At 68.5% G+C, this 11,749-nt stretch carries 10 protein-coding genes; 3 read left to right on the top strand and 7 right to left on the bottom strand.

Going from position 1 to position 11,749, the window contains the following annotated elements:
• Positions 1–34: 34 nt before the first annotated feature.
• Genes cyoD through cyoA form a run of 4 tightly spaced genes read right to left on the bottom strand, consistent with a single transcriptional unit; the run spans position 35 to position 4,015 of the window.
• Positions 35–421 carry a cytochrome o ubiquinol oxidase subunit IV gene (gene cyoD, locus MJ605_RS06695; RefSeq protein WP_279237453.1) on the bottom strand — a complete coding sequence of 129 codons (387 nt, stop codon included), beginning with the start codon at positions 419–421 and terminating at the stop codon, positions 35–37.
• Entirely contained in the window at positions 418–1,056 is a 639-nt protein-coding gene (gene cyoC, locus MJ605_RS06690) for a cytochrome o ubiquinol oxidase subunit III (protein ID WP_243040475.1), read from the bottom strand. Before cyoC ends, cyoD begins: the two co-directional genes overlap by 4 nt.
• Positions 1,049–3,052, bottom strand: a complete 2,004-nt coding sequence (gene cyoB / locus MJ605_RS06685; protein WP_279237452.1) for a cytochrome o ubiquinol oxidase subunit I — start codon at positions 3,050–3,052, stop codon at positions 1,049–1,051. Before cyoB ends, cyoC begins: the two co-directional genes overlap by 8 nt.
• Positions 3,053–3,076: 24 nt before the next feature.
• Positions 3,077–4,015, bottom strand: coding sequence for a ubiquinol oxidase subunit II (cyoA, locus tag MJ605_RS06680; RefSeq protein ID WP_243040474.1), 939 nt, complete (start codon positions 4,013–4,015; stop codon positions 3,077–3,079).
• 186 nt (positions 4,016–4,201) lie between these two features.
• Between cyoA and MJ605_RS06675 the strand changes: the two genes are divergently transcribed.
• Positions 4,202–5,530 carry an MFS transporter gene (locus tag MJ605_RS06675; RefSeq protein WP_243040473.1) on the top strand — a complete coding sequence of 443 codons (1,329 nt, stop codon included), beginning with the start codon at positions 4,202–4,204 and terminating at the stop codon, positions 5,528–5,530.
• 2 nt (positions 5,531–5,532) lie between these two features.
• On the opposite strand, the gene MJ605_RS06670 is transcribed toward MJ605_RS06675, so the two are convergent.
• A complete protein-coding gene (locus MJ605_RS06670) occupies positions 5,533–6,669 on the bottom strand; it encodes a glutathione-independent formaldehyde dehydrogenase (protein ID WP_243040472.1) in 1,137 nt (378 codons plus the stop codon).
• 195 nt (positions 6,670–6,864) lie between these two features.
• Here MJ605_RS06670 and MJ605_RS06665 point away from each other — a divergent pair, with 195 nt between their 5' ends.
• On the top strand, positions 6,865–8,139 hold the full coding sequence (locus MJ605_RS06665) for a DUF763 domain-containing protein (protein ID WP_243040471.1): 1,275 nt from the start codon (positions 6,865–6,867) through the stop codon (positions 8,137–8,139).
• A 31-nt stretch (positions 8,140–8,170) separates the two neighbouring features.
• Here the strand turns inward: MJ605_RS06665 and MJ605_RS06660 are convergent, their stop codons facing one another.
• Entirely contained in the window at positions 8,171–10,345 is a 2,175-nt protein-coding gene (locus MJ605_RS06660; RefSeq protein ID WP_243040470.1) for a sensor domain-containing diguanylate cyclase, read from the bottom strand.
• A 95-nt stretch (positions 10,346–10,440) separates the two neighbouring features.
• Positions 10,441–10,746, bottom strand: a complete 306-nt coding sequence (locus MJ605_RS06655) for a DUF1272 domain-containing protein (RefSeq protein ID WP_243040469.1) — start codon at positions 10,744–10,746, stop codon at positions 10,441–10,443.
• Positions 10,747–10,875: 129 nt separating this feature from the next.
• Here MJ605_RS06655 and MJ605_RS06650 point away from each other — a divergent pair, with 129 nt between their 5' ends.
• Positions 10,876–11,733 carry an EamA/RhaT family transporter gene (locus MJ605_RS06650; protein WP_243040468.1) on the top strand — a complete coding sequence of 286 codons (858 nt, stop codon included), beginning with the start codon at positions 10,876–10,878 and terminating at the stop codon, positions 11,731–11,733.
• Positions 11,734–11,749: the final 16 nt, after the last annotated feature.

Below are 11,749 nucleotides of genomic sequence, written 5' to 3'. Positions count from 1 at the left end.
AAGGTGGGACGCGATGGCTGGCTTGCCGGCGCCGTCACGGCAGGTTGGCTGGATTGATCATGGGCATCATGTTGTGGTTGAGGTGGTACATGATCCAGATCGATCCGCTCAGCGTGATGACGACCAGCACGATGGTAAACACCAGCGCGAGCATGTTCCAGCCGCCCTCGGATTTCGCGTTCATGTGCAGGAAGTAGATCATGTGCACCACGATCTGCACCGCGGCCAGCCCGAGGATCACCACCGCGGCGGTGCTTGATGTGTCGAACACGTGGCCCATCACCAGCCAGAACGGGATCACGGTGAGCACCACCGCCAGCACGAAACCGGTCATGTAGCCGCCGAAGGTGGCGTGGATGCCCAGCTCGTCGTGCCCGTGGCCGTCGCCATGGGCGGCCGGCGTGTCGTCGTGCGCGCTCATGGCAGCACCCCCATCAGATAGACGAAGCTGAACACGCCCACCCACACCACGTCGAGGAAGTGCCAGAACATCGACAGGCACATCAGCCGCCGCTTGTTGGCGGGAATCAGGCCCTTCCTCGCCACCTGCGTCATCAGCACGATCAGCCACAGGATGCCGCAGCTCACGTGCAGCCCGTGCGTGCCCACCAGGGTGAAGAACGAGGACAGGAACGCGCTGCGCTGCGGCCCCGCGCCGATCGCGATGAGGTGCGCGAACTCGCGCAGCTCCAGCGTGATGAAGCCCGCGCCCAGCAGGCCGGTGACGGCGAGCCACAGCATCATGGGGCGCTGCCGGTCGCGCTGCATCTGAAGCACCGCGAAGCCGTAGGTGATCGAGGACAGCAGCAGCAGCGCCGTGTTCACCGCCACCGCCGGCAGTTCCAGCACCTGCGCGCCGGTGGGGCCGCCGGCATACTCGCGGCCCAGCACGCCGTAGGCGGCGAACAGGCAGGCGAAGACCAGGCAGTCGCTCATCAGGTACACCCAGAAACCCAGCAGGGTGCCGTTGGGCGGATGGCTCTCGGCGGTGTCGTGGAAGGCCAGCGGCTGCGCCGGCGCGCCGCTGGCGGGGAGCGTGGTGGATAGCTCAGACATGGCGGGCCAGTAGCTCCGTGCGGGTTGCTTCGACGCGGCGCACTTCGTCCGCCGACAGGTAGTAGTCGCGGTGGTAGTCGAAGGTATGAGCGATGGCCACCACCAGGAGCGCGGCGAAGGAGACGATGGCCAGCAGCCACATGTACCAGACCATGGCGAAGCCGAACACGAAGCTCAGGCCCGCCATGACGATGCCCGCGCCGGTGTTGAGCGGCATGTGGATCGGCACGAAGCCGTCGAGCGGGCGCTGGTAGCGGTACCGCTTCATCATCCACCACGCGTCGTGGTCATGTACCCGCGGGGTGAAGGCGAAGTTGTATTTGGGCGGCGGCGAGGAGGTGGACCATTCCAGCGTGCGGCCGTCCCATGGATCGCCGGTGGTGTCGCGCAGGGCCTCGCGGCGGCGGAAGCTCACCACGAACTGCACGATCATGCAGCCGATGCCGCACAGGATCAGCAGCGCGCCGAACGCCGCCAGCTCGAACCAGATCCTGAGCGAGGGATCGACGAAATGGCTGAGCCGCCGCGTCACGCCCATCAGGCCCAGCACGTACAGCGGCATGAAGGCGAAATAGAAGCCCACCACCCAGAACCAGAACGCGCACTTGCCCCAGAACGGATCGAGCCGGAAGCCGAACGCCTTGGGAAACCAGTAGGTGATGCCGGCGAACAGCCCGAACAGCACGCCGCCGATGATGACGTTGTGGAAGTGCGCCACCAGGAACAGGCTGTTGTGCAGCGAGAAGTCCGCCGGTGGCACCGCCAGCAGCACGCCGGTCATGCCGCCGATCACGAAGGTGACCATGAAGGCCACCGTCCACATCATCGGCACCTCGAAGGCCACGCGGCCGCGATACATGGTGAACAGCCAGTTGAAGATCTTCGCGCCGGTGGGGATCGAGATGATCATGGTGGTGATGCCGAAGAACGAGTTGACGCTGGCGCCCGAGCCCATGGTGAAGAAGTGGTGCAGCCACACCAGGTAGGAAAGCACGGTGATCACCACCGTGGCGTAGACCATCGAGGTGTAGCCGAACAGCGGCTTGCGGCTGAAGGTGGCGGTCACCTCCGAGAAGATGCCGAACGCCGGCAGCACCAGGATGTAGACCTCCGGGTGGCCCCAGATCCAGATCAGGTTCACGTACATCATGGCGTTGCCGCCGAGCTCGGTGGTGAAGAAGTTGGTGCCCGCGTAGCGGTCCAGCGCCAGCAGCGCCAATACCGCGGTGAGCACCGGGAAGGCCGCCACGATCAGTACGTTGGTGCACAGCGCGGTCCAGGTGAACACCGGCATCTTCATCATCGTCATGCCCGGCGCGCGCATCTTCACGATGGTCACCAGCAGGTTGATGCCCGACAGCAGGGTGCCCACGCCGGCGATCTGCAGCGCCCAGATGTAGTAGTCCACGCCCGCGTCGGGGCTGGAGACGATGTCCGACAGCGGCGGATAGGCCAGCCAGCCGGTACGGGCGAACTCGCCGACGAACAGCGAGGACATCACCAGCATGGCGCCGGCCACCGTCATCCAGAAGCTGAAGTTGTTGAGGAAAGGGAAGGCCACGTCGCGCGCGCCGATCTGCAGCGGCATCACGAAGTTCATCATGCCGGTCACCATCGGCATGGCGACGAAGAAGATCATGATGACGCCGTGCGCGGTGAAGATCTGGTCGTAGTGCTCCGGCGGCAGGTAGCCCAGGTTATCGCCGAAGGAGACCGCCTGCTGGGCGCGCATCATGATGGCGTCGGCGAAGCCGCGCAGCAGCATCACGAAGCCCAGGATCATGTACATGATGCCGATCCTCTTGTGGTCGATGCTGGTGAACCACTCGCGCCACAGGTAGCCCCACAACTTGAAGTAGGTGATCGTGCCCAGCAGCGCGAGGGCGCCGATCGCCACCACCACGAAGGTCCACAGCACGATCGGCACGTGCAGTGGCAGCGCGTCCAGGGTGAGGCGGCCGAAGATCAACCTGGAGAGATCGGTTTGGGCAAGCATGATGGACACCGCCTGTCGCAAGGGTCAGTCGGAAGAGTTCGGATGGGACGGCATGCCGGCCTCGCCGCCGGGCAGCGGCGCCTGCATGCGGCTCAGGCACGAGGGATCGTCCGGCTGCACGCAATGGGTGAGGATTGCCTGGTACAGCCCCGGCGCCACCGTGGCGTAGAACGCCGGCGGCACGTTCTCGCTGGGCTGGGCCAGCTTCACGTAGGCGTCACGGCTGAGGTCGCCGCCGTTGGCCTTGGCCTGCGCCACCCATCGGGCGAAATCCTCCTCGCTCATGCCGTGGAAGGTGAAATGCATGCCGGAGAAGCCGTTGCCGCTGTAGTTGGCGGAGAAGCCCTGGTATTCGCCGGGCCGGTTGACCACCGCCTGCAGCGTGGTCTCCATGTTGGGCATGGCATAGATCTGCCCCGCCAGCGCGGGGACGAAGAACGAGTTCATCACCGTGCTGGCCGTAATCTTGAACTGGATGGGCCGGTCGACCGGCGCGGCCACCTCGTTCACGGCGGCCATGCCTTGCTCGGGGTATATGAACAGCCACTTCCAGTCGAGCGCCACCACGTCGACGACCAGCGGGCGGGCATCGGTGGGCAGCGGGCGGCCGGCGGCGAGCCGGTCGAGCGGCCGGTAGGGATCGAGCTTGTGGGTGCTGACCCAGGTGATCGCGCCGAGTGCGATGATGATGAGCAGCGGCGCGGACCAGATCAGCAGTTCGAGGATGGTGGAGTGGTCCCATTCGGGATCGTAGTGGGCCTTCGGGTTGGAGGCGCGGAAATGCCAGGCGAACCACAGCGTCAACACGATCACCGGGACGATGATGAGCAGCATCAGCACCGTCGAGGTCAGGATCAGGTTGCGCTGCTGCACGGCCAGGTCGCCGGAGGGCGACATCAGCACGGACTGGCAGCCCGCGAGCAGGAAGGCAAGCGATAGCAGCGGTGCACGGAGAGCCTTCATGGACATGACCGATAGCGCAACCGATATGCTGGATGTGGGAAAACGGTACGCCGTTCGGCGCGAAACAGGAATCCCGGATGCCAGTGACCCTGGCGCATCCCGACAAACCCATTCCCCTAACGCGTGAGGCGTGGCGGTGCCGCCGGACGACGGCCAGGCCATCCTCCCTCTTTCCGAGTAACGACTATGTCAAGCACGTTCCCCGAGCACGGCGCGGCAGGCAACACGGTAGAGGACATCGGGCGGCTGCACGCCCATGCGAAGGTGGCGCCGGGCGAGATCGCCGTGGGCGTCATCATCGGCCGCACCTCCGAGCATTTCGACTTCTTCGTGTTCGGCATTTCCTGCGTGCTGGTGTTTCCCGCCGTGCTGTTCCCCTTCGCCAACCGGCTGGACGGCATGCTGTACGCCTTCACGATCTTTTCACTGGCTTTCATCGCGCGGCCGCTGGGCACCGCCCTGTTCATGCATTTCCAGCGGCGCTGGAGCCGCGGCACCAAGCTCACCATCGCGCTGTTCCTGCTCGGCAGCGCCACCGCGGGCATGGCCTTCCTGCCGAGCTACCGGCTGATCGGCGACTGGGCGATCACCCTGCTGGTGCTGTTCCGCATCCTGCAGGGCATCGCGCTGGGCGGCTCGTGGGACGGCCTGCCCTCGCTGCTGGCGCTCAACACGCCGCCGCAGCGGCGCGGCTGGTACGCCATGCTGGGCCAGCTGAGCGCCCCGATCGGCTTCATGGTGGCCGGCGCGCTGTTCCTGTTCCTGCATGCCAGCCTGACCGAGGACGACTTCATCGACTGGGGCTGGCGCTATCCGTTCTTCGTCGCCTTCGCCATCAACGTGGTGGCGCTGTTCGCGCGCCTGCGCCTGGTGGTGACCGAGGAATACACGGTGGCCATGGAGGAGCGCGAGCTGGAGCCCATAGGCATCGTCGAACTGCTGCGCACGCAGGGCTACAACATCTTCATCGGCGCCTTCGCGGCCCTGGCCAGCTACGCGCTGTTCCACCTGGTGACGATCTTCCCGCTGTCGTGGATCGTGCTCGGCGCCACCCAGCCGGTGGAATCCGTGCTGGTGGCGGAGCTGATCGGCGCGGTCGCCTGCATCCTCGGCATGATCGTGTCGGGCCTGCTGGCCGACCGCTTCGGCCGGCGCACCACGCTGGGCACCATGGCGGCGCTGATCGCCATCTTCGCGCTGATCACGCCGTGGCTGCTGGGTGGCGGCAGGCTGGGGCAGGACGCCTTCATCATCCTGGGCTTCGGCGGGCTGGGGCTGTCCTACGGCCAGGCCGCCGGCAGCGTGACTTCCAACTTCGAGATCCGCCTGCGCTACGCCGGTGCCGCGCTGACCACCGACTTCGCCTGGCTGATCGGCGCGGCCTTCGCGCCGCTGGTGGCGCTGGGCCTGTCGGCGCGGTTCGGGCTGGTGGCGGTCAGCGCCTACCTGCTCTCCGGTGTGGTCTGCACGCTGCTGGCGCTGCGGGTGAACCGGGCGTTGGCCCTGCGCGAATAGCGTCAGCCGCCCGGCTTGAGCACCACCTTGGTCCAGCCCTCCTCGCGCGCGTCGAAGTGGCGGTAGCCTTCCGCCGCCTGCGCCAGCGGCAGTTCGTGCGAGACGATGACCGAGGGCCTGGCCTTGCCCGCCTCGATCAGCCGGCACAGGTGGCGGTTGTAGGCCTTCACGTTGCACTGGCCGGTGCCCATGCGCTGGCCCTTGGTGAAGAACTGGCCGATGTCGAAGGCGATCTGGCCTTTCCTGGCCAGCGCGTCCGCGCCACCCGGGTCCTTGGGCATGAACACGCCGACCACGCCGATGCTGCCAGTGGCCCGCACTGCCGTCACCAGGTTGTTCATGGTGAGGTTGGGCACCTCGTGGCCCTCGCCGTGGAAGCACTGGTAGCCCACGCACTCGCAGCCGCGGTCGGCGCCGCCGCCGGTCTGCTCCACCACCTGGTCGGCGCCGTCCTGCCCGGTGTCGTCGATGGCGATGGCGCCGAGCTTCTCCGCGATGGCCAGGCGATCCTTGTGCGTATCCACCACGAACACGCGGCTGGCGCCGCGGAGGAAGGCCGAGTGTGCCGCCAGCAGGCCGACCGGGCCGGCGCCGTAGATCACCACCGACTCGCCCGGCTGCACGCCGGCCAGTTCGGTGGCGTGGTAGCCGGTGGGGAAGATGTCCGACAGCATCACGTAGTCGTTCTGCTGTTCGCGGGCGCCCTCGGGCAGCACCAGGCAGTTGAAGTCGCCGTAGGGCACGCGCAGCAGCTCGGCCTGGCCGCCGCGGTACGGGCCCATGCCGGCGTAGCCGTAGGCACCGCCGGCCTTGCCCGGATTCACGGTGAGGCAGAAGCCGGTCAGGCCGCGCTCGCAGTTCTCGCAGAAGCCGCAGGAGACATTGAACGGCAGGCATACCAGGTCGCCGACCTTCACGCGGTCCACCGCCTCGCCCACCTCGATCACCTCGCCCAGGTTCTCGTGGCCGAGCACCTGTCCCGCTTCCACCTCGGTGCGGCCGTCGTACATGTGCAGGTCCGAGCCGCAGATGTTGGTGGTGGTGATGCGCACCAGGACGTCGGTGGACTTCTCGATGCGCGCATCGGGTACGTCGATGACGCGCACGTCGCGTGGACCTTGGTAGACGACGGCTTTCATGGCTGTTCCTCGCGGCGGATGGATGGGAGGCACACCCTAGTGGCGCTGCCGTACCTCCCACGGCAAGCCGGCATCGCAGGATGGTGAACGGTGCGGACTCAGCCGTTGTCGTCGCGTGGGACGAGACGCCGTCCTGCGATACTGCTGCCCTGCCTGCCGCGCGAGCCGTGGCCCGAATCCTGGAGTTTCCTCCGCATGAGCCGACGATCCGGAAGCGCCGACCTGCCCCTGCACGGCGGCCGCGTGCCGCGCTGGCTGGCCGACCGCATGACGCGGCTGGGCACGCTGATGGCCGAGGTGATCGTGCGCGAGTACGGCCGCGACGAGCTGCTGCGCCGGCTGGCCCATCCGTTCTGGTTCCAGTGCTTCGGCGCGGTGATGGGCATGGACTGGCATTCCTCCGGCATCACCACCAGCGTGATCGGCGCGCTCAAGCGCGGGTTGGCGCCGAGGGCCGGCGAACTGGGCCTGCATGTGTGCGGCGGCCGCGGCAGGCACTCGCGCGCCACCCCGGCGGAACTGCTGGCCATCGGCGAGCGCGTGGGCCTGGACGGGGCCCGGCTGGCGCAGGCCAGCCGGCTGGTGGCGAAGGTAGACAGCGCCGCCGTGCAGGACGGTTTCGAGCTCTACCTGCACGGCTTCATCGTCAGCGACGACGGACGCTGGGTGGTGATCCAGCAGGGCATGCACGGCGAGCGCCGGCAGGCGCGCCGCTACCACTGGCTGTCGGAAGGACTGGAAAGTTTCCTGGACGACCCGCACGCGGCGGTGGACGGGCCCGGCCAGGGCCGCATCGTCAATCTCGCCGACCGCCGCGCCCAGCCCTCGCGCGTGGCGCAGTTGGAACTGCTGCATACCCTGGGGCCGGACCGCATCGTGCGCGAGCTGGCCCGGCTGGAGGGCGGCGCCATGCCTGACGAGGCGCCGCTGCAACTGGGGCTGCTGCCGCACCTGGTCCTGCCCGGCCACCACGACGTGCGCGCCGGCGACGTGGTGGGCCGCCGCCTGCGCGGCAACCTGGCGGCCGCGGCGGAAAACGGCCCGCGCGACTTCGCCGAGCTGCTGCAGGTGCCCGGCGTGGGCGCGCGCACCGTACGGGCGCTGGCCATGGTGGCCGAGGTGCTGCATGGCGCGCCCTGCCGGTTCACCGACCCGGCGCGTTTCTCGATGGCGCACGGCGGCAAGGACCGGCATCCCTTCCCGGTGCCCACGCGGGTCTACGACCACACCATCGCCGTACTCAAGACCGCCGTGACCCAGGCCAGCCTAGGCAACGACGAGCGCCTGGCCGCGCTGCGGCGGCTGGACGAGCAGTCGCGCCGCCTGGAGCGCAGCGCCGCCGGCCCGTCGGTGCCCGCGCTGATCGCCGAGGAACACCAGCGCTCGCACGACTACGGCGGGCGCAGCGTGTTCGGCTGGGAGCCGCCGCACGAGGACGCGGCAAGGCCATGGCGCCGGACGAATCCATAGGCGCGTTCAAGACGGCCTTCGATCGCCTGCTCTACAAGCCGCTGCAGGTCAGTTCGTAGCAGGCACGGCCGCGCTCCTTGGCGCGGTAGAGCGCCTCGTCGGCCCGGAACATCAGCGTGGACACCGCATCGACGCCGTGGCACAGCGCGGCGCCCACGCTCACGGTCACGCGCAGCTGGAGATCGCCGTAGCTGACCGGCGCGTGCATCACGGCCGTGACCTTCTGCGCCAGCGCCTCGGCCACCGCGGGCGAGGCCACGTCCTCGCACAGCGCCACGAACTCGTCGCCGCCCAGGCGCGCCAGCACGTCGGTGCGGCGCACCGCGGCCTTCAGGCGCTGCGCGATCTCGCACAGCACGGCATCGCCCGCGGCATGGCCGTAGGTGTCGTTGATGGCCTTGAAGCGGTCCACGTCGATCAGCATCACCAGCAGGGTCTTCTGGGCGGCGTCCCGCATCGCCCGCTCGATGTCCTCGCTGAAGCGCCGCCGGTTGGCGATGCCGGTGAGTTCGTCATGGTGGGCCAGGCGGGCCAGTTGCTGTTCGGCCAGCTTGATCCGCGTGATGTCGGTGGTCAGCGCGTAGATGCCGTTGGGTTCGCCGTGGGTGGTGGTGTCGGGCAGGTAGGTGGTCTGGAAATAGAGCTGGCGTCCGCCGTACTCGGCCCCGTATTCGAAGGTGGACGGCTCGCCGGCGAGTGCCCGGTCGAGATGGGGCTTGAGCAGCGGGTAGAGCTCCGGGCCCCGCACTTCGCGCACGGTACGGCCCAGCATGGCCGCCTGGTCCAGGCCGGTCACCTCGCGCACGTAGCCGTTGACGAAGGTGTAGCGCTCTTCGGCGTCGATGTGCGCGATGATCGCCGGCACATTGTCGGTGATCGTGCGCAGCCGCTGCTCGCTCTCGGCCAGCGCCTGCTCGGCGTGCATGCTCTCGGTGATGTCGCGTCCGGTATAGATCAGCTCCATCTCGTCTTCCCGGTCCGGGCTGGGCGCCAGCCGGGCCAGCGCCTCGATCCACATGTACTCGCCCTGGCGTCGTCGCAGCCGGTACTGGATGAGCGCCGGCTTGCCGGTATCCCACAGCCGCGCCACGGCCTCGGCCACGCGCGCGCGGTCGTCCGGATGGATCGGTTCCGGGTGAGGCCGCATGTACTCCTCGACCTCCCAGCCGAGCAGGTCCCTGACCGAGGGCGACACGTAGCGACGCGTGCCGTCACGGGCGATGCGCATGACCAGGTCGCTGGCGTACTCGGCCAGCAGGCGATAGCGGCTTTCGCTCTCGCTGACCCGGCGGGAGAGCCGCCGCCGGTCGGCCAGGGCCAGCGTCACCGGCACCGCCACCAGGCACAGCATGCCCAGGAAGATCTGCGCCAGCAGCGTGTGCTCGGCCGGGCTGGCGTCGAAGATCAGGTCCAGCGGGCCCCTGCCCATGGCGGTGGCCACGCAGGTCACCAGCGCCACGATGGTGATGCCGATGACCAGGCCGGGAAACCGGTGCTGGAACACCAGGTAGAGCAGCGGCGCGAAGATCGCGAACAGCAGGGGATAGCGCGATTGCGCGAACACTCCCACGGTGATGGCGGTGAGCACCATCACGTCGCGCAGCATGCGCAGGCGGTGGCCGCGCTCGCCGAGGACGCGGCCGCGTCGGCGCAGGGTCACCAGGGTCAGCGAGGCGACGATCACCATGCCCAGCAGGTGCGAGCGGAACCAGCTGTCGGCCGCTTCCCAGAAGGGGATGCCGGCGTCGGCGTACTCGATCGTGGCGGCCAGCAGGGCCGACGCCGCGCAGGCTACCAGGGTGGCGCCGAGCGCGATGCGTCCGAGCAGCAGGAAGCGGGTATCGTCGGCGATCCGCGGAAAGGCGTGCCGGACCACCGTGGCGACGATCAGGATCTCCACGACGTTGGCCAGGTCCAGGGCGAGATCGGCCGCGGCCTGGCCGTTGACCATGCCGCCATGCGATGCCATGCGGCCCAGCAGGTAGGCGGCGAACGCGGCCAGCAGGTAGGGGGGCCACTTGCGCCGTCCCACGACCAGCAGGGCGCCGACCACCAGGCCGTTGGGCACCCACAGGGAGATCGGGCTGCCGGTGTGCCGCACCAGCAGCATGGAGCAGGCGACGCTGGCGAATACCGCCGCGAACAGGCTGCCCAGCTCGCCCAGCCGGGTCCATCGGTCGCGACGTCGCTGTTGTCGTTCTTGCATGGACCGGGGTCAGGAGGATGCCTGAGGTCGACAAGCACGCGGCATGCCACTTTCTAGGACGGGCGGCGTCAAGGAACCGTCGCCGGGCCGGCGGTTCAGCGCAACCGCGGCGGCACCCCGCCTACCCGGGCCACGAGGACCGCGTGGCCGGCCAGGTCCACCGGCTGGTGGACGACGCGTTCGCCGGCGGGGTTGCGGGCGAGCAGGCTGCCATGGCCCCAGTCCCTCGCGGGACGGATGGGCCGCGGCGCGAAGCCGCCGGCGCAATGGGGACAGACATCGTGGAGCAGGGCGACGCAGTCGCGGCAGAAAGTGCATTCGAACGAGCAGATCATCGCCTCGGTCGAATCGGGCGGCAGCGGCTTGTTGCCGTGCTCGCAGGAAGGGCGCAGTTCCAGCATGGCGGTTTCCGGGCTGGCGTGGGAAGGCTTCAATGGCCGTGGAACGGCAGGTTATAACGCAGCCCGTACCATGGTTCAGATGGTTCGCGCGGTCCGGCACACTGGCGGCCCCTCCGACAAGGATTCTCCATGATCTACGTGTGGATCAGCGTCGCCTGCAGCGTGCTGGTATCGGTACTGCTGAAACTCGCGCGCCGGCTGGAGGTCGACGTCGGCCAGGCCATCGCATGGAATTACGTAGCCACCAGCGTGCTCACCGCCCTGGTGTTCCATCCGTCGCTGGCGGCGCTGCGCAGCGCGCAGGCGCCCTGGCTGGGCTTCGTCGGCCTCGGCCTGCTGCTGCCGCTGATCTTCCTCGCGCTGGCCGCGTCGGTGCGCAGCGCCGGCATCGTGCGCACCGACGCGGCGCAGCGGCTGTCGCTGCTGATCTCCCTGCTGGCCGCCTTCGCGTGGTTCGGGGAGACGCTGGACCTGGCCAAGGGCGTGGGCATCGCGCTGGGCCTGCTCGCCCTGTCGTGCATGGTGTGGAAGGTGGACTCGCGCGGCACGGGCGAGGCCCCGCGTGGCTGGCTGTGGCCGCTGGTGGTGTTCGCGGGCTTCGGCGCCATCGACATCCTGTTCAAGCGCGTGGCCCAGGCCGGCACGCCCTTCGCCGCCTCGCTGCAGGCGATGTTCGCGCTGGCCCTGGTGGTATCCGTGGCCCTGCTGCTATGGCGGCGCTGGCACGACCGCACCTTCTTCACCCTGCGCGACGCCGTGGCGGGCCTGCTGCTGGGCCTGGCCAACTTCGGCAACATCGTGTTCTACGTGCGCGGCCACCAGGCCCTGCCCGACCATCCCTCCCTGGTCTTCGCCAGCATGAACCTGGGCGTGGTGGCGCTTGGCGCGGTGGTCGGCACGGTGGCGTTCCGCGAGCGGCTGGGCTGGGTCAACACGTTGGGTCTGGGCCTGGCGCTGGTGGCGATCGGGTTGATCGCGTGGGGGTAGCGCCGGGGTGCGCTCC

Origin of the sequence: Dyella sedimenti (genome assembly GCF_022760995.1) — a bacterium.
Lineage (GTDB): Bacteria > Pseudomonadota > Gammaproteobacteria > Xanthomonadales > Rhodanobacteraceae > Dyella > Dyella sedimenti.
This window is presented reverse-complemented; position numbering and strand designations above follow the sequence as displayed.

Excerpts from the sequence above, each read along its gene's own strand:
- cyoD (WP_279237453.1), bottom strand. The coding sequence starts at position 421 with ATGAGCGCGCACGACGACACGCCGGCCGCCCATGGCGACGGCCACGGG.
- cyoC (WP_243040475.1), bottom strand. The coding sequence starts at position 1,056 with ATGTCTGAGCTATCCACCACGCTCCCCGCCAGCGGCGCGCCGGCGCAG.
- cyoB (WP_279237452.1), bottom strand. The coding sequence starts at position 3,052 with ATGCTTGCCCAAACCGATCTCTCCAGGTTGATCTTCGGCCGCCTCACC.
- cyoA (WP_243040474.1), bottom strand. The coding sequence starts at position 4,015 with ATGAAGGCTCTCCGTGCACCGCTGCTATCGCTTGCCTTCCTGCTCGCG.
- MJ605_RS06675 (WP_243040473.1), top strand. The coding sequence starts at position 4,202 with ATGTCAAGCACGTTCCCCGAGCACGGCGCGGCAGGCAACACGGTAGAG.
- MJ605_RS06670 (WP_243040472.1), bottom strand. The coding sequence starts at position 6,669 with ATGAAAGCCGTCGTCTACCAAGGTCCACGCGACGTGCGCGTCATCGAC.
- MJ605_RS06665 (WP_243040471.1), top strand. The coding sequence starts at position 6,865 with ATGAGCCGACGATCCGGAAGCGCCGACCTGCCCCTGCACGGCGGCCGC.
- MJ605_RS06660 (WP_243040470.1), bottom strand. The coding sequence starts at position 10,345 with ATGCAAGAACGACAACAGCGACGTCGCGACCGATGGACCCGGCTGGGC.
- MJ605_RS06655 (WP_243040469.1), bottom strand. The coding sequence starts at position 10,746 with ATGCTGGAACTGCGCCCTTCCTGCGAGCACGGCAACAAGCCGCTGCCG.
- MJ605_RS06650 (WP_243040468.1), top strand. The coding sequence starts at position 10,876 with ATGATCTACGTGTGGATCAGCGTCGCCTGCAGCGTGCTGGTATCGGTA.